The 21,122-nt window shown below is 65.3% G+C and carries 22 protein-coding genes and 1 riboswitch; of the genes, 17 read left to right on the top strand and 5 right to left on the bottom strand.

Features of this window, described 5'->3' with window-relative positions:
- The first annotated feature begins 15 nt into the window (after window positions 1-15).
- Window positions 16-127, top strand: a riboswitch (TPP riboswitch).
- The 5 genes from QX128_RS20700 (at window position 115) to thiC (ending at window position 5,167) form a co-directional block, all read left to right on the top strand.
- A complete protein-coding gene (locus QX128_RS20700) occupies window positions 115-1,128 on the top strand; it encodes an FAD-dependent oxidoreductase (protein ID WP_316238373.1) in 1,014 nt (337 codons plus the stop codon). (Overlaps the previous riboswitch by 13 nt.)
- A complete protein-coding gene (gene thiS / locus QX128_RS20695; RefSeq protein WP_316238372.1) occupies window positions 1,119-1,316 on the top strand; it encodes a sulfur carrier protein ThiS in 198 nt (65 codons plus the stop codon). The genes QX128_RS20700 and thiS overlap by 10 nt, the downstream gene beginning before the upstream one ends.
- A gap of 194 nt (window positions 1,317-1,510) precedes the next feature.
- Complete coding sequence (locus QX128_RS20690; RefSeq protein ID WP_316238371.1) at window positions 1,511-2,293, top strand: thiazole synthase; 783 nt, start codon at window positions 1,511-1,513, stop codon at window positions 2,291-2,293.
- On the top strand, window positions 2,280-2,888 hold the full coding sequence (locus QX128_RS20685; protein WP_316238370.1) for a thiamine phosphate synthase: 609 nt from the start codon (window positions 2,280-2,282) through the stop codon (window positions 2,886-2,888). Before QX128_RS20690 ends, QX128_RS20685 begins: the two co-directional genes overlap by 14 nt.
- Window positions 2,889-3,268: 380 nt before the next feature.
- The gene (thiC, locus tag QX128_RS20680; protein ID WP_316238369.1) at window positions 3,269-5,167 is read left to right on the top strand and encodes a phosphomethylpyrimidine synthase ThiC; all 1,899 of its coding nucleotides are present in this window, start codon (window positions 3,269-3,271) and stop codon (window positions 5,165-5,167) included.
- 132 nt (window positions 5,168-5,299) lie between these two features.
- On the opposite strand, the gene QX128_RS20675 is transcribed toward thiC, so the two are convergent.
- Entirely contained in the window at window positions 5,300-6,370 is a 1,071-nt protein-coding gene (locus tag QX128_RS20675) for a hypothetical protein (RefSeq protein WP_316238368.1), read from the bottom strand.
- Between the two features lie 288 nt (window positions 6,371-6,658).
- Between QX128_RS20675 and QX128_RS20670 the strand changes: the two genes are divergently transcribed.
- Entirely contained in the window at window positions 6,659-7,054 is a 396-nt protein-coding gene (locus QX128_RS20670) for a RidA family protein (RefSeq protein WP_316238367.1), read from the top strand.
- A gap of 159 nt (window positions 7,055-7,213) precedes the next feature.
- Here the strand turns inward: QX128_RS20670 and QX128_RS20665 are convergent, their stop codons facing one another.
- Entirely contained in the window at window positions 7,214-7,558 is a 345-nt protein-coding gene (locus QX128_RS20665; RefSeq protein ID WP_316238366.1) for a hypothetical protein, read from the bottom strand.
- Between the two features lie 670 nt (window positions 7,559-8,228).
- Here QX128_RS20665 and QX128_RS20660 point away from each other — a divergent pair.
- The 3 genes from QX128_RS20660 (at window position 8,229) to QX128_RS20650 (ending at window position 10,436) form a co-directional block, all read left to right on the top strand.
- Window positions 8,229-9,488, top strand: a complete 1,260-nt coding sequence (locus QX128_RS20660; RefSeq protein ID WP_316238365.1) for an acyltransferase — start codon at window positions 8,229-8,231, stop codon at window positions 9,486-9,488.
- Window positions 9,489-9,714: 226 nt separating this feature from the next.
- Window positions 9,715-9,972, top strand: a complete 258-nt coding sequence (locus QX128_RS20655) for a hypothetical protein (protein ID WP_316217614.1) — start codon at window positions 9,715-9,717, stop codon at window positions 9,970-9,972.
- A gap of 194 nt (window positions 9,973-10,166) precedes the next feature.
- Window positions 10,167-10,436 carry a hypothetical protein gene (locus tag QX128_RS20650; RefSeq protein ID WP_315827115.1) on the top strand — a complete coding sequence of 90 codons (270 nt, stop codon included), beginning with the start codon at window positions 10,167-10,169 and terminating at the stop codon, window positions 10,434-10,436.
- 162 nt (window positions 10,437-10,598) lie between these two features.
- Here the strand turns inward: QX128_RS20650 and QX128_RS20645 are convergent, their stop codons facing one another.
- Window positions 10,599-11,219, bottom strand: a complete 621-nt coding sequence (locus tag QX128_RS20645; RefSeq protein WP_316217615.1) for a glutathione S-transferase — start codon at window positions 11,217-11,219, stop codon at window positions 10,599-10,601.
- A 108-nt stretch (window positions 11,220-11,327) separates the two neighbouring features.
- On the opposite strand from QX128_RS20645, the gene QX128_RS20640 reads away from it, so the two are divergent.
- A complete protein-coding gene (locus QX128_RS20640) occupies window positions 11,328-11,870 on the top strand; it encodes a mismatch-specific DNA-glycosylase (protein ID WP_316217616.1) in 543 nt (180 codons plus the stop codon).
- Between the two features lie 860 nt (window positions 11,871-12,730).
- Here QX128_RS20640 and QX128_RS20635 read toward each other — a convergent pair.
- On the bottom strand, window positions 12,731-13,171 hold the full coding sequence (locus QX128_RS20635) for a hypothetical protein (protein ID WP_316177832.1): 441 nt from the start codon (window positions 13,169-13,171) through the stop codon (window positions 12,731-12,733).
- Between the two features lie 426 nt (window positions 13,172-13,597).
- Between QX128_RS20635 and QX128_RS20630 the strand changes: the two genes are divergently transcribed.
- Entirely contained in the window at window positions 13,598-13,867 is a 270-nt protein-coding gene (locus tag QX128_RS20630; RefSeq protein WP_316217617.1) for a helix-turn-helix domain-containing protein, read from the top strand.
- Between the two features lie 161 nt (window positions 13,868-14,028).
- A complete protein-coding gene (locus QX128_RS20625) occupies window positions 14,029-14,556 on the top strand; it encodes a collagen-like protein (protein WP_316238364.1) in 528 nt (175 codons plus the stop codon).
- A 30-nt stretch (window positions 14,557-14,586) separates the two neighbouring features.
- Here the strand turns inward: QX128_RS20625 and QX128_RS20620 are convergent, their stop codons facing one another.
- Window positions 14,587-14,859, bottom strand: a complete 273-nt coding sequence (locus tag QX128_RS20620; RefSeq protein ID WP_315717862.1) for a DUF2277 domain-containing protein — start codon at window positions 14,857-14,859, stop codon at window positions 14,587-14,589.
- 96 nt (window positions 14,860-14,955) lie between these two features.
- Here QX128_RS20620 and QX128_RS20615 point away from each other — a divergent pair, with 96 nt between their 5' ends.
- The 5 genes from QX128_RS20615 to QX128_RS20595 all read left to right on the top strand — a co-directional run bounded on the left by QX128_RS20615 (window position 14,956) and on the right by QX128_RS20595 (window position 21,059).
- Window positions 14,956-16,017, top strand: coding sequence for an alpha/beta fold hydrolase (locus QX128_RS20615; RefSeq protein WP_316238363.1), 1,062 nt, complete (start codon window positions 14,956-14,958; stop codon window positions 16,015-16,017).
- 20 nt (window positions 16,018-16,037) lie between these two features.
- Window positions 16,038-16,391 (top strand): hypothetical protein, encoded by a 354-nt coding sequence (locus QX128_RS20610; protein WP_316238362.1) that lies wholly within the window; start codon window positions 16,038-16,040, stop codon window positions 16,389-16,391.
- Between the two features lie 163 nt (window positions 16,392-16,554).
- On the top strand, window positions 16,555-17,676 hold the full coding sequence (locus tag QX128_RS20605) for an efflux RND transporter periplasmic adaptor subunit (protein ID WP_315804357.1): 1,122 nt from the start codon (window positions 16,555-16,557) through the stop codon (window positions 17,674-17,676).
- Window positions 17,677-20,751, top strand: coding sequence for a CusA/CzcA family heavy metal efflux RND transporter (locus QX128_RS20600; RefSeq protein ID WP_316238361.1), 3,075 nt, complete (start codon window positions 17,677-17,679; stop codon window positions 20,749-20,751).
- Window positions 20,748-21,059: a DUF3240 family protein gene (locus QX128_RS20595; protein ID WP_315804523.1), complete on the top strand. Its 312-nt coding sequence runs from the start codon at window positions 20,748-20,750 to the stop codon at window positions 21,057-21,059. Before QX128_RS20600 ends, QX128_RS20595 begins: the two co-directional genes overlap by 4 nt.
- Window positions 21,060-21,122: the final 63 nt, after the last annotated feature.

Raw genomic sequence — 21,122 nt, 5'->3', positions numbered from 1 at the left:
ATCGGTCTATTTTAAGCGCGTTCCGAGGGGAGCTCCGAGGGGGAGCTGAGATACCGCAGCGTGATGCGGTGACCCTTTGAACCTGATCCGGGTCATGCCGGCGAAGGGACAGGGATGCAGCAGACAACCACGCGCGGGGATGTCCCCGTATCCATCATCGGTGCAGGCATCGCAGGTGCCTGGCAGGCCTTGCTGCTCGCGCGCGCGGGCCGCGAGGTCACCCTGCACGAGCGCAGCGATTCCGACCTGATGCTCTCCACCAGCCATTGGGCCGGCGGCATGCTGGCGCCCTATTGCGAGAGCGAGGTCGCCGAGCCGATCATCAGCCGCCTCGGCCTCGCCGCGCTCGACATCTGGCGGCGCGAGCTGCCGGACACGCCGTTCAACGGCTCGCTGGTGATCGCGCATGCCCGCGACCGCGCCGATTACGACCGCTTCGCCCGCCGCACCTCCGGCTATCAGCGGCTCGACGCGCAGCAGCTTTCCGCGCTGGAGCCGTCGCTGGAGGGCCGCTTCCGCGAAGGCCTGTTCTACCCGACCGAGGGCCATGTCGAGCCGCGCCGCGTGCTGCCGAAGCTGCATCAGCGCATCGTCGAGGCCGGCGGCCGGGTGCTGTTCAACAGCGACGTCACGGCCGATGATCTCGACGGCCTCGTGATCGACTGCCGCGGGCTGGAGGCGCGCGACGCCGAGCCCGAGCTGCGCGGCGTCAAGGGCGAGATGATCCTGATCGAGACCGCCGAGGTGCAGCTCGCGCGGCCGGTGCGGCTGATGCATCCGCGCTTCCCGCTCTATCTGATCCCGCGCGAGGACAATTTGTTCATGCTGGGGGCGACCTCGCTCGAGGCCGAGGACACCGGCGTCAGCCTGCGCTCGGCGCTGGAATTGCTCGGCGCCGCCTACTCGGTGCATCCGGCGTTCGGCGAGGCGCGCATCCTCGAATTCGGCTCGGGGCTCAGGCCAGCCTATCCCGACAATCTGCCGCGCATCACCATCAAGGGCGAGCGCGAGATCCGCGTCAACGGTCTCTACCGCCACGGCTTCCTGATCGCGCCGGCGCTGGCGCAGGCGACCTTGAACTATCTCGCGCACGGCCAGATCGACAACGAGGTGATGCGATGCGCGTGACCGTCAATGGCGAGGCCCGCGACATCAGCGCGACCAGCGTTACTGCGCTGTTGTCCGAGCTGGACTACGAGGGCACCCATTTCGCCATCGCGCTGAACTACGACGTCGTGCCGAAGAGCCGCTGGTCAGAGACGGCCTTGAAGGCAGGCGACGAGATCGAGATCATCACCCCCCGGCAGGGAGGGTGAGTGATGGCCCGGCTCACGCGGCACTCACAGCCGTCGTCCCCGCGAAAGCGGGGACCCATGGCCACCGGCTGCGGTGATAGCGCTCGGTCTTACCCCGCATGCCTCAATGTGAGATCACACGGCATGGGTCCCGGCGTTCGCCGGGACGACAGCGGTACTCGGAGCGACACCGTCCGACATGACGGAGATCATCGATGGTGAAATTCTACGACAAGACCTTCCATTCCCGCCTCCTCATCGGCACCGCGCTGTACCCCTCGCCCGCGATCATGCAGGACGCGATCCGCGCCTCGGGCGCCCAGATCGTCACCGTGTCGCTGCGGCGCGAGGCCGCCGGCGGCAAGACCGGCGACGCGTTCTGGAAGCTGATCAACGCGCTCGACGTCACCGTGCTGCCGAACACCGCCGGCTGCCGCAGCGTGCGCGAGGCGGTGACGACGGCGAAGCTCGCGCGCGAATTGTTCGGCACGAGCTGGATCAAGCTCGAAGTCATCGGCGACAACGACACTCTGCAGCCCGACGTGGTCGGTCTCGTCGAAGCCGCTGATATCCTGATCAAGGACGGTTTCGAGGTCTTCCCCTACTGCACCGAGGATCTCACGGTCGCGATGCGGCTGGTCGATGCCGGCTGCAAGGTCGTGATGCCCTGGGCGGCGCCGATCGGCTCGGCCAAGGGCATCACCAATCGCGATGCGCTGAAGCTTTTACGCGACCGCCTGCCCGACATCACCCTCGTGGTCGACGCCGGCCTGGGCGCGCCGAGCCACGCCGCGGAGGCGCTCGAGCTCGGCTACGACGCCGTGCTGCTCAACACCGCGGTGGCAAAAGCCGCCGATCCCGTCGCGATGGCCCGCGCCTTCCGGCTCGGGGTCGAGGCCGGCCGCACCGCCTACGAGGCCGGACTGATGGACGCCCGCGATTTCGCCTCGCCCTCCACCCCTGTCGTTGGGACCCCGTTCTGGCATGCCGTATCCTGATCGCTTCTATCCCGTCGTCGACAGCCTCGCCTGGGTCGAGCGCCTGACCAAGCTCGGCGTCGGCACCGTGCAGTTGCGCGCGAAAGACCTGAACGACGGCGAGGCGCTGCAGATCGTCACCGATGCGCTGGCGATCACCAGGGGCACCGCGACGAAGCTGATCGTCAACGACTACTGGCGCGCCGCCGTTGTCGCCGGTGCGCAGCACGTCCATCTCGGCCAGGAGGATCTGGCGGAGGCCGACGTCGTCGCGATCAAGCAGGCCGGCCTGACGCTCGGCCTCTCCACGCATGATGATGCCGAGCTGGAGACCGCGCTCGCCGCCGAGCCCGACTATGTCGCGCTCGGGCCGATCTTCCCGACCACGCTGAAGGCGATGCGCTTCGCGCCGCAGGGCGTTGCGAAGATCGGCGAATGGAAGAAGCGCGTCGGCAACATCCCGCTGGTCGCGATCGGCGGCATCAAGCTGGAGCAGGCCGCGGAGATCTTCGCCGCCGGCGCCGATTCGATCGCCGTCGTCAGCGACGTCACCCAGAACCCCGACCCCGACGCCCGCGTCCGCGCCTGGCTCGATGCGACCAGGGAGCCGGCCTGATGCGCGCAGCATTTGCGAATGCCTCTGACAGTGATTGGGCCCTGACGTCGCCCCGCTCTCCGTCGTTCCCTCCCCCCTTGTGGGGGAGGGCTAGGGAGGGGGGTAGCCCCGGGGGCGCTGGGTGCGGCTCACCCCCCTCCCCAACCCTCCCCCACAAGGGGGGAGGGAGCCTGAGCAGCGTGCCCCCCTCACAGCGCCAAATCATCTCCGCTCGGCATACGCGGCGAGCCAATATGAACCGCAACTCTCTCCATCGTCATTGCGAGCGGAGCGAAGCAATCCAGGGCCGCGCGTGCCGCCCTGGATTGCTTCGTCGCTCCCGCTCCTCGCAATGACGGCCCCCATTCACTCCGACAACAACAATTGAGAAGGAGGACCCCATGAACATCCGCTCCAATCCCGACACCACCCTGCCCGCCGTCACCACCGGCCCGCTGCCGTCCTCGCGCAAGATCTATGCTGTGCCGGACTCCGCGCCCGATCTGCGCGTGCCGCTGCGCGAGATCATTCTCTCCGAAGCCGCCTCCGAGCCCAACCTGCCGGTCTACGACACCTCCGGTCCCTACACCGATCCCTCCGTCACCATCGACGTCAATGCCGGCCTGGCGCGCGCCCGCTCCGCCTGGGTGCGCGAGCGCGGCGGCGTCGAGGAATATGTCGGCCGCGACATCAAGCCCGAGGACAACGGCAATGTCGGCGCCGACAAGGCGGCGAAGGCGTTCACCGCGCATCACAAGCCGCTGCGCGGCCTCGACGGCCACAAGATCACCCAGCTCGAATTCGCCCGCGCCGGCATCGTCACCAAGGAGATGATCTACGTCGCCGAGCGCGAGAATCTCGGCCGCAAGACCCAGCTCGCGCGCGCCGAGGCCGCGCTCGCCGACGGCGAGAGCTTCGGCGCCTCCGTGCCCGCCTTCATCACCCCGGAATTCGTCCGCGACGAGATCGCGCGCGGCCGCGCCATCATCCCCTGCAACATCAACCACGCCGAGCTGGAGCCGATGATCATCGGCCGCAACTTCCTCACCAAGATCAACGCCAACATCGGCAACTCGGCGGTGACCTCCTCGGTCGAGGAGGAGGTGGACAAGATGGTGTGGGCGATCCGCTGGGGGGCGGACACCGTGATGGACCTCTCGACGGGTCGCAACATCCACACGACGCGGGAATGGATCCTGCGCAACTCGCCGGTGCCGATCGGCACCGTGCCGATCTACCAGGCGCTGGAGAAGTGCAACGGCGATCCGGTGGCGCTGACCTGGGAGCTCTACAAGGACACCCTGATCGAGCAGTGCGAGCAGGGCGTCGACTACTTCACCATCCATGCCGGCGTGCGCCTCGCCTACATCCATCTCACCGCGAGCCGCGTCACCGGCATCGTCTCGCGCGGCGGCTCGATCATGGCCAAGTGGTGCCTCGCGCATCACAAGGAGAGCTTCCTCTATACGCATTTCGAGGAGATCTGCGACATCATGCGCAAGTATGACGTCTCGTTCTCCCTCGGCGACGGCCTGCGCCCCGGCTCGATCGCGGACGCCAACGACCGCGCGCAGTTCGCCGAGCTGGAGACCTTGGGCGAGCTCACCAAGATCGCCTGGGACAAGGGCTGCCAGGTCATGATCGAGGGCCCCGGCCACGTGCCGATGCACAAGATCAAGATCAACATGGACAAGCAGCTCAAGGAATGCGGCGAGGCGCCGTTCTACACGTTGGGGCCGCTGACCACCGACATCGCGCCGGGCTACGACCACATCACCTCAGGGATTGGCGCCGCCATGATCGGCTGGTTCGGCTGCGCCATGCTGTGCTACGTGACGCCGAAGGAACATCTCGGCCTGCCCGACCGCAACGACGTCAAGACTGGCGTCATCACCTACAAGATCGCCGCCCACGCCGCCGACCTCGCCAAGGGCCACCCCGCCGCGCAGCTGCGCGACGACGCGCTGTCCCGCGCCCGCTTCGAGTTCCGCTGGACCGACCAGTTCAACCTCGGCCTCGACCCGGACACCGCCAAGAGCTTCCACGACGAGACGCTGCCGAAGGAAGCCCACAAGGTCGCGCATTTCTGCTCGATGTGCGGCCCGAAATTCTGCTCGATGAAGATCACCCAGGACGTCCGCGACTACGCGGCGACCTTGAACGATCCGACGACGGTCGGCATGACCATCAGCGGCACCATCGCGGACGGCATGGCCCAGATGAGCGCCAAGTTCAAGGAAATGGGCGGGAGCGTGTATCTCGATGCGGAGAAGGTGAAGGAGAGCAACAAGGCGTTGTGAGGCACACCAAACACGAAAACAAGCATAGATGGCGCTTGGATTAAGCTAAGCGCCATTTAGTGCACAGCCGCTCATCTACTCGAAAACTCCGGCGGTCCAGAAACTCGAATAGGCAACGCCTGCTCAATCAAGCTAAGGAACAAAAAGGTGAACACTCTTGAGATACTCATATATTGAGCTCGAAAACACACCCGCCACAACGCCAACGATGGAAGCAAGAATAACTCCATACTTAAAAATCTCAAATCTATGACTCACGCGATTGTAGTACGCTTCGGAGTGTTCGTTCACAGATATGAAGCTTGCTTTTCTAGCCGCAAGAGCCAGCGAAATTACATACAAGGCCGTAAACACCAGCATCAACTGAAATAGCGGCGCAAACACTCGTACGCCCTTCAACAGAAGGACTGCCTGAGATTCCGACAAGAAATTTAACTTTCGGTCAAAATCAAAATTCAGGGCATCGCTCGGAAGTACTATCTTATAGTTCTCCAAAACTTTCGAGGAGTGGTTATCCTTCTCCGAGAAAAAAATGCTTCCAAGCATACCAAACGAAAACACTATCGGAACCACTGTCCGATGATCGATAGACTTAGCAACGCGGGTGATCCGACCGAATCTTGCTGTCTTCGAATTCACAAAAGAAGACATATGATTCGCCAGATCTTCCCCCCAAGTCAGATCTGTAAAAGAGACAGAAAAGGAAAGTTCTTGATCAGACTCGCCTGAAGCCAAAAACAGAGAGCTGCCCTTTTTAGTAATTGGCTTGAGATCCATAGCTCGACGGTCCGTAAACGCCCGAAACTTTATTTCCTGTTTTTCAGGAGTTTTTGCGTTCGGAAATTTTATCAGATAGGCCCACCCCAACTCCACACCAATCGCAATCCGGGTCGAAATATCGTGAAACGACCGGAATGCACTTCGTGAAGTCAAATTCGTAATTCGTCCATCGTCATAGTAGATCTTTGCCGAAAATGAAACTAACGATCCGGCGTTCTGAGAGGAAATTCTCTGCTCCACAATATCATCAAGATTCAGGAGCCACTTAATGTCGATCAAAAATATGCGATCTCGGAACTGCTGATCGATAGATCTACGCTGTCCGAGCAATCCCAGAATAAATTCACCAAGCAATGCGGGCTCTAGTGGAATTATTAGTTCACGCCCCTGATCGCTAAACGCAGGCTCGTTAGATTTGACCATCTGCAATTATCCCCTCGTTTCCGCGCTTGGTCTCCGCGATCCGAGCCTCAATGCCCGATGACCCTCCAGTGCGGAGCGCCGCAGTCTTGGCGAGAGGTTGATTAGCACAAGAGACCCAACCTCAGCTAGATTTCTGATCCGCTCTTAATACTGAAAAGGGAGGCGACCGGTCGTGCGAGCCAAGGAACGGCCTCGCATCGCCAATGATAGTCGACTATACAGACGCAAAATGGGAGACCTCCCTTCGCAAACGTGGCCGACACGATCTTACCGGGTTGAGCAATTCCAATGCCCATCCACCACATCCCCGCCCCACCCCACATCAAAGCCCCGCCGCTGTCGTTCGGCACGCGGATCGGCGACCTCCTCTTCATCTCCGGCATTCCCGGCTTCGACGCGGACGGCAATCTGCCCGACGAGTTCGAGGCGCAGTTCGCCAACGTCGTGACCAACTTCACGCGCGTGTTGATCGAGGGCGGTGTCACCTTGCGCCATCTCGTCAAGGTCAACGTGCTGCTGACGCGCGCGGCCGATGTCGCGACGATGAACCGGCTCTATGCCGCGGCGTTCGGGCCGGCGCCGTATCCGGCGCGGACGACGTGCGTGGTGGTGGCGCTGCCCGATCCGAAGATGCTGATCGAGATCGAGGGCGTCGCGGCGATCCCGACACCTGCCGACGAATAACGCGCCGTTCCGGGATAAAGCTCTGAAGATCTTCGCGCGGCGCGCATGAATGCGCCCTCTCCCACAAGGGGCGAGGGCGCTGTATCTCGCGGCGCCATGCTCGGCCCCGTTACGTCCAGGCGTGGCTGTGGACGAGTGGCCACCCGGCCCTCAACCTTCCTACGGCACGTTGATCTGCTTCCTGCTGGTGGCGCCGATCACCTCGATCCCCTTTTTGCCGCGCACATGCGTGATGTCGAGGACCACGTGATACGGCGCCGGCTGCGGCAGGCCGATGCCGCTCTGGCAGCCGACCACCTCGATGCCCCAATATTCGGGTTGCCGGATATAGATCAGCGGATGCAATTCGACCTTCATCGTGACCCAGGGCTTGGTGCCGGTGACGATCAGGAAGTAGGTGTCCGGAACGATGCCAGGCACCACGGTCGCGCTGTCGAACGTGATGATCCTGCACGAGGTGGACTGAGGCAGAGCCTCGAATGCCTTGAGATGGGCTTCTTCCATGACAAGCTCCGTTGAAATGACACTGAAAAATCGGCCTCGCTCAAACAACCGCGGACTTTAAACTTCAACTTCATTGCTTACAGCCAATAATTGCATGACCATGTTGGCGACACCTACATCGTCGTGGGCGCGCATTCGTTCGTGTGCTGCCCGCACTCCAGAAGATGCTGATCGAGGGCGTCGCGGCGGTCGCGACACCGTAGGGTGGGCAAAGCGTCCGGCGGCGCTCGCAAAGCGGCGGCGGAGGCGTGCCCACCGCGGTGGGCATGGTGGGCACGCTCCCGCCGGCGCGTGGTGATGCAGCGAGCAAGACGTCGCTTTGCCCACCCTACGATTCTTCCGATGAGGCGACAGCCGATGACTAAGTGACTGTCCAGCGATCGTGCTGCTGATCGGCCGACACGCTTTGCCGTGTAGCCGACAGGACGCGACGCGCGGAATATGCCGACCGAGCAACACGCCGTTGCGCTCCGCGGTCAGCATCGCGAGTTCCCTTCGCATCACCTGCACTGACGTCCGCCGTCTGCCGCCACCGCAGGCGACTTGCCTCATTCCGCCGCAACCCTGCGTCGTCATGACAGCCGCCCTGCTATTTCGCTACTTGCGGATTATTTAATTTTTAAATAGGATTTAATAGTCCGAAACATTATCTCCGAAAATCTGACGATAAATGTTTTATCCATGGCCGTTTCATGCCCTGTTCCGCCTCGCGGCCGCCGCCACGGCGCCGTTGCGGGAGGCGATCCGGGAGGCCTTCCAGGCCCAGGTCTATCCGCTCGGCTACGTTCCCTCGCATGACGGCATGCGCGGGCTGATGACCCTGGGCGTCGTCACGGCGCATGTCTCGCATACGCTCGTGCCGGGCGCGGTGCTCTATATCGACCTGTTCTTCGTCGCCAGCGCCTATTACATCACCGGCCTGCTGCTGCGGGACATCGACAAGCACGGCCACATCAGGTTCCGGCAGTTCTATGCGCGGCGCTTCGCCCGCATCGTGCCGCCGCTGCTGCTGATGCTCGCCGCCTACCTGCTGTTCACCTGGCTGCTGCGGCCGCCATTCCTGCCGGCGCTGGAGCGCGCCGCGATCGCGCTCTCCTACATGTCCAACTATTGGTACGTGTTCGATCCGAAGACGATCGAGGACATCGGCCACACCTGGACCTTGTCGACCGAGGAGCAGTTCTATCTGCTGTGGCCGCTGACCTTCGTCTTCCTGGTGAAGCGCTTCGGCGTCACCTGGCGGCTGGTCGGCGCCATCTGCGCCATTGCGGCCGCGATCTGGGCCTGGCGCGTGGCGCTGGTGCTCGATGGCGCGGAGTGGCGGCGGCTCTACACCGCGTTCGACACCCGCGCCGACGCCCTGATGGCGGGCTGCGCGATGGCCGTCGTGCTCAGGCTGGTGCCGCACGGCGCCTCACCCGCGCTCGACCGGCTCTGGCCGAAGCTGGCGTGGCCGCTGCTGATCTATTGGGGCACGGTCACCTTCCTGTTCTGGCCGGCGGACGGACCGAGCATGAACTACTATCTGTTCGGCAGCATGGTGTGCGGCGTGCTTCCCGGCATCCTCGCGCTGACCATGCTGGCGCGCAGCCACGGCACGATTCTCCACCGCATCTTCGAATGGCCGGTCGCGCTCTTCCTCGGCCGGATCTTCTACGGCATCTATCTCTGGCACCTGCCGATCCTGAATTTCCTCGACAGCTACGGCGTGTGGTGGCCGCTGCGGCTCGCGATCGGGCTGCCGCTGTCGGTCCTGGCGGCCACGCTGTCCTACGCCTATCTCGAGCGCCACTTCCTGCGCCGCCGCGCGCGGCCGGTGGCCTCGCAGCCGCCCCCCATCGGCGTGGTCCCGGCTTTCGTCCCGACAGCGGGCTTCGCGGCGGATCTCAGGTTCTCCTCCCGCCAAGGCACCGAGACCGTCCGCCCCTGACGCTCGCGCCGACGTCGCCGACGTGACGGCGTCGGATGGCGGCGGCCGCAATCCATGCGGCGCGCCGCGCATCCGGTGAGGCTCCGTTCGCTGCCATCCGCCTCGTCAGCCGTGATCGCGCGCTTTTGCCGCATGATTCCTGCGCGGCTGCCTTCAAAATGAACGAGACCGCTCCGACATAGGGCCGGCCGCGGGCTGGGGCCAGTTTGTTGCCGGAGTTTTCACGATGCCTCGTTTCACCACAGTCTGTTTGGCCGCAGGCCTCGCCGCGGCCACCCTGCTGGCCGCCGCGCCGGCGCAGGCCGGCTACTACATCATCCGCTGGGACAATACCGGCATCTGCCAGGTCTGGAGCGAGGCCTTCGCATTCAAGCCGGTCGCATGGCCGTCGAGCTATCAGGTCATCAGTCCGCCTGTGCCGACGTTCAACGACGCCGTGACCCGGCAGATCAGGCTGCGTCAGCAGGGCCGCTGCACGCTCTGAGCCCGCGCCCGCCTGATGGCATCATGTGACGGCGGCATGTCGTCGTTCACATCCCGGACATCGCTGTGAATGACGGCACGCGCAAGCTTGCGTTGCGCGCGCTTTTGTCGCACCACTTTCGCCTTGGTCCGGCCGCACGGCCGGTGGCCCGCGCGGGCGGGCGATTGTCGTTGTTTCGTTTGAGGAGATTGATGATGCGTCGCCTGACCACGCTCGCCGCCGCCGCGGCCATTGCTGCCGCCTCCATCGTGCCCACCGCCTTCGCCGCGCCTGCGCCCAAGTCCGGCTACTACGTGATCCGCTGGGACAACACCGGCATCTGCCAGATCTGGAACACCGAGCTGCAGTCCAAGCCGGTGGAGTGGCCGTCGACCTACAAGATCGTGTCCAAGCCGGTGCCGACCTTCGTCGAGGCGACCAACATCCAGCTCAAGCTGCGCGACGAGCGCCGCTGCTTCCTGTAAGCGGCGTTCGCACACCGTCGTGCATGAGAGCATGATCCGGAAAAGTGGAAGCCGGTTTTCCCTCGCGACAAACGCCGAAGGCGTTTGCGCGGAGATCATGCTCAAACAAGGAGATGAGATCATGATGCGATTCCGTGGAATCGCATCATGATCTAGCGCCGGTCAGGCTGCGCTGACCGCGCTCGCCGGCATCGGCACGAAGCCTGGCAGATCCCTGATCCGCGCCAGCCACGCCTGCACGTTCGGGAACGGCGTCAGCGACACGCCGCCTTCGGGCGCGTGCGCGGTGTAGCTGAACAGCGCGACGTCGGCGATGGTCGGCGCCGCGCCGGCGAGATATGGCCGCGCAGAGAGCTCGCCTTCCATCACCGTGAACAGGCCGTGGGCGAGCTGGTGCGCCCTCGCCATGTCCAGCGGCGCGCCGAACAGGGTCGCAACCCGCGCCGCCGCCGGGCCGAACGCGAGCGGACCGGCCGCGGCCGACAGCCAGCGCTGCACCTGGGCCTGGCCGAACGGATCGTGCGGCAGCCATTTGGCCGCGCCGTCATAGCGGCCGGCGAGATAGACCAGGATCGCGTTGGAATCGGGGATCACGGCATCGCCGTCGACCAGCACCGGCACCTGGCCGAACGGATTGAGCGCAAGAAAGTCCGGCCGCTTGTGCGCGCCGCCCTTGAGGTCGACCTCGATGAGCTCGCAAGGCAGGCCGAGCAGGCTCAGCATCAGCCGCGCGCGATGCGCGTGGCCGGAGAGGGCGAAATGATACAGACGACGTTGTGACATCAGGTGCTCCCGTGGCTTCCTGTCACATAGACCAGGGGCATCGCGGCAACAATGCAGCCCGCCGGCAACAGGCTGTTGCGGCGACCGCAACAATGCGACAACGACGCCATGGACCGCCTGCCCGATCAGCTCCAGCCCGGCCTGCGCCTCGTCTTCGTCGGCACCGCCGCGAGCGAACGGTCAGCCGCGACCGGACACTACTACGCTCATCCCGGCAACCGCTTCTGGCGCACGCTGCAGGCAATCGGCCTGACGCCGCGGCTGTACCAACCGCAGGAGTTTCCGGCGCTGCTGTCGCTCGGCATCGGCTTCACCGATCTGTGCAAGCAGGGCGCGGGCATGGACCATGTCGCGCTGAAGGCCGGCGTCGACGTCGCCGGCTTTGCCGCGAAGATCCGGCGCCATCGGCCGGCGACGGTCGCCTTCACCAGCAAGAAGGCCGCGAGCCTGTTCTACGGCCGGCCGACCGGCGCGATCGCGCTCGGGCGACAGCCGGAGCAGGATGATTTCCCGGTCGTGTTCGTGCTCGCCTCGCCCTCCGGCGCGGCCTCGGGTGCGTGGACGTTGCAGCCGTGGCGCGAGCTCGCGGCGCATGTCACCGGGATCGCGTCTAACGCAGCGCCTGTCACCGCAGTCGATGAGAATCGGTAGGGTGGGCAAAGCAGCCGCCCGCAGGGCGGTCGCGTGCCCACCGTCGATCAGCACACGCGACAGCAGGATGGTGGGCACAGCGCGTGATAGAGCCCGTCACTCCACCAGCGACGTGGCGCGCCTTTGCCCACCCGACACACCTCTGCGCGGTGCATGACGAGCAGCTTGTAACTCATCCCTGCGCCAGCGACGGTGCGGTTCAGGCATGACCAAGGGCCAAACAAGCATCGTTCGCCCGACGGGCAATCCGCGCATGCGCCCCATGCACCAACTGCCCGTCGTGTTAGTTTGCCGCAGGTCTGCACACTTGCCTCGTCGGGCAAATCAGGACGATGCTTTCGCTCAACCCGCCTCATGCAGAGGGACGTACGCGTCGTCACGATACGTGGAGGTGGGCCGCGGTGGACGTGATCGCTGCGCCGGACGAGCGCCGGCGGTCACGTACGGCGAAGTCGTGATGTCCTGATACCCCGACGCTGGTATCACGTGCGTGCTCATGCGGAAGCGTGGCGCGTGCAATGGCGGCCAACAAGCCGGCGCGCCAGGGAGACCACGTATAAGCCGTCAGACCATGCGCGCAGGGAAGGCCGGGATGTCTCCGCCGAACCTGTGGTTCTGCCGCGTGCTTTTTGTTGCACGCGGACCATGGGAGCGGCGAGCTCCCGGCCTTCCCTGCCCCTCTCGATATCAGACGGGGCTCGCACGATGCATTCCTCGCGCACGCGGTGCGGCGAGAACGCGGAGTCATGAGTCCGGAGAGATAGATGTTGGCGTCGCGCTCAGCACGGAAAACGCTGTCATCGTCGGCGCAGGCGGGCGACGACAGCTCGTTGCGTGGTACTAACCGGGCGACGCGACAACTACCTGATCGTGATCGCGAGACCCGACAGGTCGACGTTCGCCAGCAGCCCGATCTGCTCACCCGACAGCTCCAGCACCGCGCCCTTTTGGTTGGTCAGCACGATGCCGCGCACGCCGCGGCCGACGGCGAGGCCCGCGCCGGCGGCACCGTAGACGCCCTCGACGTCGGACGGACGCCAGATGTTGCTGACGCGGCCGCGCAGCACCGTGCGCGAGCCGCCGAACACCAGGCCCCAATCGAGGCCGCCGGTCGACAGCGGATAGGCGCGGCCGTGGAAGTTCAACACGCCGCTGCCGCCGGAGCCGCCGATGATCCACCCCGCCTTGTAGATGGTCAGCGTGATGAAGCCGCCATCCGCATGCGCCGTAGCCGGAATGACGGCGCCGCAAGCAGCCGTCAGTGCCACCAGCAGACCACGGACGAAGGATGCAATTCTCATGGATGAAGTCTCCAGCGAAGTGAACTTGAGGTAATTCGATGGCCACGTGTGACGATCGCGCCCCATCAAGCGAATCGATCCGGCCGAATTTAGCCCTTTGCGCGGCACCGCGCATGCGCCGCCGCCGGTGTGTTCGAAATGACGCGCTCGCAGTGCAGGAACTGTGGCGGCGCGAATGTCAGCCGCCCGCATGGCGTGGGACGAAGGCCAGCCGACCGGGATGTGCCGCGGGCGCTGGCGAAATGGGTCGAGACCCGCGCAGAACCAAGGCGATTTCGGGGTATTTGGCGCGTGCAAGGCCGCCGGGCGCCGGCGTTAAGGCCCCATTAACCTTGTCCGACCACGGTGATTTACGGGCTGGATGTTTAGTTGGTCTCGATGTTTGCGCGTCGTTTCTGTCGGCGCGGGCGTTGATCGGGAGGTGTTATGTCGCAAGAGTTGTCATCCGAAGCCGCAAGTCCGTCACTCGTGCCGCTTGCCATGCCACCGTCGCGCTCCGCGGCGGAAATCCTGCCGCTGTTGATCGGCACGCCCCTGTCAGAGATCGAGCGCGAGCTGATCGTGCAGACCCTGGCGCGCTGCAACGGCAACCGTACCCACGCCGCAAGGCTGCTCGGCATGCCCGTGCGCACCTTGCGCAACAAGATCCGCAGCTACACGGCCGACGGCATCGCGGTGCCGGCCTACTCGGCCTGATCCGACGGCGGCCACGCGATATCCCATCGCGTGGAACTCATCAGGATGCGGCGCCGATTGATGTTGATCAATCGGCCTCGCAGCCCTGCTGCAATTGCTGCCGTCGTCGCCGCTCTGTTAGGCTTCGCTGCGAATCAAAGACGTGTAGCGGAGTTGCGGTGGTGGCAAAGAATCCGGCCGGACGCGGCCTGCAGGGCCCGGTGGGTCCACGTGGCCCGCAAGGGCAGCCCGGGCGGCGCGGACCGGATGGTCAGCGCGGCAAGCCGGGTCCCGACGGCAAGGCGGGTCCGCAAGGCAGGCCCGGCCCGCAGGGGCCGCGCGGCGAGGCCGGTCCGCCCGGCAAGCCGGGACCTGCCGGACCGCAAGGCCCGCAGGGCGAGCCGGGGCCGCCGGGCACCTTGCCGACGATCGATCAGCTGATGCCCTGGCTGGAGCAGATCTTCGCCGCCTATGACGACTACAAGCGCGCGCGGGATCGCGAGGCGCATGAGCGCGAGGCCGAGCTGGTCGCGGTGCGCGACATCTTCGCCGCCACCACGCATGACGATGCGCTGGACGAGGCCTTCGAGGACGACGATCCGCACGAGATCGACCTCCCGAAGAAGAAGAAAAAGAAGAAGGGCAAGAAAAAGAAGAAGCACGAGAAGCACGCCGAGGGCCGCGACGACCACGACGACGACGGCTTCTGAGCTCCGGTTTGCGTCCGGGTGCGGCGAGCCTCAGCGCGGACCGAACCTGGCCGCCGAGCGCTCTCGCGCCTTGGCCGCCTCGATCTCGCGGTCGCGCGGCGGCGCCTGGGTCTGCAGCGAGGTCAGCAGCCGTCGCGCGGCGTCGGCTACCTCCTCGACCGCGCGGGCGAAGGCGGCCTCGTTGGCCTGCGACGGCGCGTTGAAGCCGGACAGCTTGCGCACGAACTGCAGGGCCGAGGCCTGGATTTCAGCCTCGGTCGCCGGCGGCTCGAAATTGAACAGCGTCTTGATGTTGCGGCACATGATGGGTCCCATCAATCCGGTACTGAACCAGGTCGCGGACCGTGCTATCATGCCCCCGACGCAGCCGGAAGAGCTGCGCTTGATCAGGGGGAGTCCATGTTTCGACCGCTTGCCGCCGTTTTTGCCGCCGTCATCGTTTTTTGCGCGCCGGCCCGCGCCGCCGACTATCCCGCCCCGAAGCAGGGCGACTTCGTCGTCAAGGATTTCAAGTTTCACACCGGCGAAACGCTGCCGGAGCTGAGGCTGCACTATACGACGGTCGGCGAGCCGAGCGGACAGCCGGTGCTGGTGCTGCATGGCACCGGCGGCTCCGGCGCAAGCATGCTGGTGCCGACCTTCGCCGGCGAATTGTTCGGCAAGGACCAGCCGCTCGACGCGAGCAAGTACTACATCATCATCCCCGACAGCATCGGCCACGGCAAATCGTCAAAGCCCTCCGACGGGCTGAAGACGAAATTTCCCGCCTATGACTATGCCGACATGGTCGACGCGCAGCACCGCCTGCTGACCGAGGGGCTCGGCATCAAGCACCTGCGGCTCGTGATCGGCAATTCGATGGGCGGCATGCATAGCTGGGTGTGGGCCACGCGCTATCCGGAGTTCATGGACGTGGCGGTGCCGATGGCCTCGCAGCCGACCGAAATGGCGGCCCGCAACTGGATGCTGCGCCGGCTGATGCTGGAGACGATCCGCAACGATCCCGACTACAACGGCGGCAACTACACCGCACAGCCGCGCATGATGAAATACGCCGTCACGGCCTACGCCACCGCCTCGGCCGGCGGCACCGTCGCCTATCAGCTCGCGGCGCCGACCGCCGCCAAGGCCGACAAGCTCGTCGAGGAGCGGCTCGCCACGCCGATCCCCGCCGACGCCAACGACTTCATCTATCAGTGGGATTCCTCGCACGACTACAATCCGTCCGCCGATCTCGACAAGATCAAGGCGACCGTGATGCTGATCAATTCGGCCGACGACGAGCGCAACCCGCCGGAGACCGGCGTGACCGTGGACGCGATGAAGCGCGTCGCCAACGGCAAGCTCTTCCTCATCCCGACCTCGGCCGAGACGCGCGGCCACCTGACCACGGGGAATGCGAAGTTCTACAGCGAGGCGCTGCGCGACCTGCTGGCGACGGCGCCGCAGCGCGGCATGTAGGTCGGCGGAGGGAGCAGTGCATGCGCAGGATGGTGCTGGCTGCCGTCATGATCGGCTCGCTCGCCTGCGCGACCGTCGCGGCCGCCTTCGACAACGGGCAGTTCGACAACGTCCCGCCGGACATTCGTGCGTGGTTCAAGAGCGTGATCGCCCCCAACGGCGTGCCGTGCTGCGATATCTCCGACGGCCACCGCACGACCTATGACGTGCGCGACGGCACCTATTGGGTACCGATCGAGGGCCGATGGATGGCGGTACCGGAGCGCGCCATCATCCGCGACCGCGGCAACCCGATCGGCGAAGCCGTGGTGTGGTACGCCCATCACCGCGGCGACATCATCATCAGCTGTTTCGTTCCAGCCGATGCCGTGTGAGACGCTGGCGCGTGCGATGCCACCAATGCGACTCGTTGGCGGTACGAGAAGTAACCTCCCGGGTTCGTGACCAGCTCCGATTGACCCAGGTCAACAGTCGCGGAAATCGGCCGAAATAGTGTAGAGAATGTGTCATGCATGCACCTGAAGATTCCTAGTCGAGATGCCCAAGCGATTCCTCCACCGGTCTGCGGCCCGTCTGTGCCGCGCAGCTCTCGCGCTGGCTCTCGTCGTCGGGCCTTGCGCCGCGTCAGGCGATGATGAGCTGAAGCTCACGCCGAGCCAGGCGCAGAACCTCGGCGTGCGCGTGACGCATCCGATCTCCAGCCGGATGGACAGGACGCTGCCTTATCCCGCGCAGATCGTCATTCCCACGCCTCAGCTGTGGGTCGTCAGCGCGCCGGTCGCGGGGATGATCACCAACCTCGCCGTCGCCCGCGGCGATCGCGTGGCCGTCGGACAGCCGCTGCTTACGTTGGAAAGTCCGAGCTTCGTCTCACTGCAGCGCGACTACCTGCATGCGCTGGCCCAGGAGGGCCTCGCGGCTCAGCAGCTGAAGCGCAACGCCGACCTGTTCGAAGGCAAGGCCATCCCGCAACGCGTGCTGGAGTCGAGCCAGGCGGAAGCGCGCCAGGCCAGCATCGTCGTCGCCGAACGCCGGCAGATGCTGCACATCAGCGGTCTGTCCGACGAGGCGATCTCCCGGCTTAGCAGCGATGCGGCGATCAGCGCCACGCTTACCGTCACCGCGCCGCGTGCTGCGTCGGTGGTCGAGATCGCGGTATCGCCGGGCCAGCGCCTGGAGCAGGCCGCGTCCCTGGTGAAGCTCGCGCGGCTGTCGCCGCTCTGGGCCGAGATCGCGATTCCCGCGACCAACATCGGCGCGATCAAGACGGGCGCCAAGGTCGACATCGAAGGCTATGCGACACCGGGCCAGGTCATCCTGGTGTCCGAGACCACGGATGCCGCCACGCAGACCATTCTCGTCCGCGCCGAGATTCCCAACAATGGCGAGCTGCATTCCGGACAGATGGCGGCCGCTCGCATCGGCTTCATCTCGGCAGGCGAAAGCGCATGGGAGATTCCCTATAGCGGCCTCGTCCGTCGCGGCGAGCAGACCTCGGTGTTCGTCGCCACGGAAGGCGGTTTCCGGCTCGTCCCCGTGACGCTGCTCGCGGAGGATCAGGATCACGTCGTCATCGCCGGCCCCCTCACGGACAAGGACGAGATCGCCATCGGCGGCATCTCGGCGCTGCGCGGCATCCTCTCGCGACTGGGGCAGTAGATGCTGCAGCGGCTGGTCGCATTCGCGCTGTCGCAGCGGCTCTTCGTCATCCTGAGCACGCTGCTGGTGATCGGCGCGGGCGCTGTCGTCCTGCCGAGCCTGCCGATCGATGCCTTTCCGGACGTCTCGCCGGTCCAGGTGAAGATCATCATGAAGGCCCCCGGCCTGACGCCGGAAGAGGTCGAGCAGCGCATCACGGTTCCGATCGAGCTGGAGCTGCTCGGATTGCCGAACAAGAAGATCCTGCGCTCGGCGACCAAATATGCGCTGGCCGACATCACCGTCGACTTCGAGGACGGCACCGACATCTACTGGGCCCGCAATCAGGTGTCGGAGCGGCTCTCCAACATTTCGCGCGACTTCCCCGAGGGCGTGAGCGGCGGCCTTGCGCCGATCACCAGTCCGCTGGGCGAGATGTTCATGTTCACGATCGACAGTCCGGATCTGTCGCTGGCCGAGCGCCGGACCTTGCTCGACTGGGTCATCCGCCCGGCCCTGCGCACGGTGCCCGGGGTTGCCGACGTCAACGCGCTCGGCGGCTATGTTCGCGCCTTCGAAATCGTGCCGCGGAACGATGCGCTGGCGGCGCGCGGCATCTCGTCCGAGCTGTTTCGCAAGGCCATCGAGGCCAACAGCCGCAACGACGGTGCCGGGCGGGTCAACCAGGGCGAGGACAGCGCGCTGGTCCGCATCGAGGGCAGCATCCGCGGCATCGACGACATCCGCGCGATCATCGTCGACACCCGCGACGGAATCCCGATCCGGGTCAGCGACGTCGCGCGGGTCAAGATCGGCGCCCTCACCCGCTATGGCGCCGTCACGAAAGACGGCAAGGGCGAGACGGTCGAGGGGCTCGTGCTCGGCTTGCGCGGCGCCAACGCCGGACAATTGGTGCGCGACGTTCGGGCCCGGCTGGATGAGCTGAAGCCGTCGCTGCCGAGCAGCGTCACCATCAACGTGTTCTACGACCGCAGCCGGCTGGTCAACCGCGCCGTCGGCACGGTGGTCCGGGCGCTCGGCGAAGCCACGGTGCTCGTCGTCGTGCTGCTGCTGCTGTTCCTCGGCAATTGGCGCGCCTCGCTGGTGATTGCGCTCAGCCTGCCGCTCGCGATCGTAATGGCGCTGATCGTGATGCGGGCTGTCGGCATGTCCGCCAACCTGATGAGTCTCGGCGGCCTTGCGATCGCAATCGGCATGCTGATCGACGCGCTGGTCGTGGTGGTCGAGAACATCGTCGGCAATCTCGCCAAGCACGATCACGCAAGCACCACGCCGCTGATCCACATCGTCTACCGCTCCGTCTGCGAGGTCCTGCAGCCGGTCGCCTCGGGCGTCCTGATCATCATCATCGTGTTCGTTCCGCTGCTGACCTTGCAGGGGCTGGAGGGCAAGCTCTTCATTCCGGTCGCGCTGGCGATCATCTTCGCCCTGGCCGCGTCGCTGCTGCTGGCGCTGACGGTGCTTCCGGTCGCAACATCCTTCGTGCTCACATCCGCGTCGCATGACGATCCATTGCTGATCCGCGCAGCGCAGCGCGTCTATGCACCCGCGCTCGACTGGGCGCTCGGGAACGAGCGCAAGGTGATCATAGCGGCGCTGGTCGGCCTCGTTGCCGCAGGATATGGCTACACCCAGCTGGGCAAGACCTTCATGCCGACGATGGACGAAGGCGACGTCATCGTCAGCGTGGAGACGCTGCCGTCCGTCAATCTCGACGAGTCCCTCGCCATCAATGCCCGGCTGCAGGCGGCCCTGATGAAGGTGCCCGACGTCGCCGGCATCATCGCGCGCACCGGCTCCGACGAGCTCGGGCTCGATCCGATGGGCCCCAATCAGACCGACACGTTCCTGGTGCTCAAGCCGGCGGACCAGAGGCAGACCAGCGATCGGGATGCCCTGCTCGAGAAGCTTCGCGAGGTCCTGACCGGCTTTCCCGGCGTCTCGCTCAGCTTCACGCAGCCGATCGACATGCGCGTGCAGGAGATGATCAGCGGCGTGCGCGGCGACGTCGCGGTGAAGATCTTCGGCCCGGACATCACCAAGCTCAACGAGATCGCAGCCAAGCTGTCGGCGATCATGTCCGACATCGACGGCGCCCAGGACGTCTACACGACGCTCAACGAAGGCGCGCAGTACTACACGATCGCCGTCAACCGCATGGAGGCGGGCCGCCTCGGGCTCACGGTGGACTCGATCTCGGCCTCCCTGCGCACGCAGATCGAAGGCCGGACGATCGGCACCGCGCTCGAGGAGGGACGCCGGACGCCGATCCTGGTCCGCGGCAGCGAGGCCACGCGGCAGGCGCCCACGATGCTGGCGGCATTGCCGCTGACGCTTGCGTCCGGCCAGCATGTCGCACTCTCTCAGGTCGCACGCATCCAGCGCGTCGACGGCCCGGTGAAGATCGACCGGGAGGACGGCAACCGCATGAGCGTGGTTCGCAGCAATGTCCGCGGCCGCGACATGGTCGGCTTCGTCCAGGCGGCCCAGCAAAGGGTCGCAACCGAGCTGCCGCTGCCGTCCGGCTATCGGCTGACATGGGGCGGGCAGTTCGAGAACCAGCAGCGTGCGGCCGCGCGTCTGTCCGTCGTGGTGCCGGTCGCGATCGGCTTGATCTTCGTGCTGCTCTTCACCACGTTCGGCTCGGTGCGCCAGGCCCTGCTCGTCCTCGTCAACATTCCCTTTGCGCTGATCGGCGGCGTGTTCGCGCTGGTCTTGAGTGGCGAGTACCTGTCCGTCCCGGCCTCGGTCGGCTTCATCGCCCTGCTCGGAATCGCCGTGCTCAACGGTGTCGTGTTGGTGTCTCACTTCAACCAGTTGCGCGCTCACGGGGTCCCCGAGCAGCGCATCGTGGTCGAAGGCGCCAAGCGCAGGCTGCGGCCTGTGCTGATGACGGCGAGCATCACGGCGCTGGGATTGATCCCGCTGCTGTTTGCATCGGGGCCCGGATCGGAGGTCCAGCGTCCGCTCGCGATCGTCGTGATCGGCGGCCTGCTGTCGTCCACGCTGCTGACGCTGATCCTGTTGCCGATCCTGTATCGCCGCTACGGCGCCGCTGCGAAGGAAGCGACATGAGCAGCCAAGCCGTCTGCCTGACCCTGATCGTGCCGGATGCGCTTCACAGCGAGGTGCTCGACCATCTGAGCGAGCAGACCGATCTCGTGACGGGCTTCACCGCCTCGGAAGCGGCCGGACACGGCGCGCGCGTCCGGCTGCGGAGCGCCGCAGAGCGGGTGAAAGGACATGCCGACGAGGTCGTCGTGCGGATCGTGTTGCCGGAAGAGGATCTCGAGCGGCTACTGGAGCGGCTCAGGAGCGCGTTTGCGGGAACGCAGCTCGTCTATTGGGTCGTGCCCGTCACCGCCTTCGGCATCATCCAGTAGGCACGCCCGAGGTCGAAGGCGGTCGATTCAAGGCTTGAAACACCAGCCCTGAATCGCCCCGTT

The organism is Bradyrhizobium sp. SZCCHNR1015 (assembly GCF_032489875.1).
Taxonomy (GTDB): domain Bacteria; phylum Pseudomonadota; class Alphaproteobacteria; order Rhizobiales; family Xanthobacteraceae; genus Bradyrhizobium.
Note: the sequence above shows the minus strand (reverse complement) of the source record. Positions and strands in the feature narration are given on the sequence as shown.

Excerpts from the sequence above, each read along its gene's own strand:
- QX128_RS20635 (WP_316177832.1), bottom strand. The coding sequence starts at position 13,171 with ATGAGAATTGCATCCTTCGTCCGTGGTCTGCTGGTGGCACTGACGGCT.
- QX128_RS20620 (WP_315717862.1), bottom strand. The coding sequence starts at position 14,859 with ATGTGCCGCAACATCAAGACGCTGTTCAATTTCGAGCCGCCGGCGACC.
- QX128_RS20690 (WP_316238371.1), top strand. The coding sequence starts at position 1,511 with ATGGTGAAATTCTACGACAAGACCTTCCATTCCCGCCTCCTCATCGGC.
- QX128_RS20610 (WP_316238362.1), top strand. The coding sequence starts at position 16,038 with ATGCGCAGGATGGTGCTGGCTGCCGTCATGATCGGCTCGCTCGCCTGC.
- QX128_RS20660 (WP_316238365.1), top strand. The coding sequence starts at position 8,229 with ATGTTTTATCCATGGCCGTTTCATGCCCTGTTCCGCCTCGCGGCCGCC.
- QX128_RS20615 (WP_316238363.1), top strand. The coding sequence starts at position 14,956 with ATGTTTCGACCGCTTGCCGCCGTTTTTGCCGCCGTCATCGTTTTTTGC.
- QX128_RS20630 (WP_316217617.1), top strand. The coding sequence starts at position 13,598 with ATGTCGCAAGAGTTGTCATCCGAAGCCGCAAGTCCGTCACTCGTGCCG.
- QX128_RS20595 (WP_315804523.1), top strand. The coding sequence starts at position 20,748 with ATGAGCAGCCAAGCCGTCTGCCTGACCCTGATCGTGCCGGATGCGCTT.
- QX128_RS20685 (WP_316238370.1), top strand. The coding sequence starts at position 2,280 with ATGCCGTATCCTGATCGCTTCTATCCCGTCGTCGACAGCCTCGCCTGG.
- thiC (WP_316238369.1), top strand. The coding sequence starts at position 3,269 with ATGAACATCCGCTCCAATCCCGACACCACCCTGCCCGCCGTCACCACC.
- QX128_RS20700 (WP_316238373.1), top strand. The coding sequence starts at position 115 with ATGCAGCAGACAACCACGCGCGGGGATGTCCCCGTATCCATCATCGGT.
- QX128_RS20655 (WP_316217614.1), top strand. The coding sequence starts at position 9,715 with ATGCCTCGTTTCACCACAGTCTGTTTGGCCGCAGGCCTCGCCGCGGCC.
- QX128_RS20600 (WP_316238361.1), top strand. The coding sequence starts at position 17,677 with ATGCTGCAGCGGCTGGTCGCATTCGCGCTGTCGCAGCGGCTCTTCGTC.
- QX128_RS20675 (WP_316238368.1), bottom strand. The coding sequence starts at position 6,370 with ATGGTCAAATCTAACGAGCCTGCGTTTAGCGATCAGGGGCGTGAACTA.
- QX128_RS20605 (WP_315804357.1), top strand. The coding sequence starts at position 16,555 with ATGCCCAAGCGATTCCTCCACCGGTCTGCGGCCCGTCTGTGCCGCGCA.
- QX128_RS20640 (WP_316217616.1), top strand. The coding sequence starts at position 11,328 with ATGGACCGCCTGCCCGATCAGCTCCAGCCCGGCCTGCGCCTCGTCTTC.
- thiS (WP_316238372.1), top strand. The coding sequence starts at position 1,119 with ATGCGCGTGACCGTCAATGGCGAGGCCCGCGACATCAGCGCGACCAGC.
- QX128_RS20645 (WP_316217615.1), bottom strand. The coding sequence starts at position 11,219 with ATGTCACAACGTCGTCTGTATCATTTCGCCCTCTCCGGCCACGCGCAT.
- QX128_RS20650 (WP_315827115.1), top strand. The coding sequence starts at position 10,167 with ATGCGTCGCCTGACCACGCTCGCCGCCGCCGCGGCCATTGCTGCCGCC.
- QX128_RS20665 (WP_316238366.1), bottom strand. The coding sequence starts at position 7,558 with ATGGAAGAAGCCCATCTCAAGGCATTCGAGGCTCTGCCTCAGTCCACC.
- QX128_RS20670 (WP_316238367.1), top strand. The coding sequence starts at position 6,659 with ATGCCCATCCACCACATCCCCGCCCCACCCCACATCAAAGCCCCGCCG.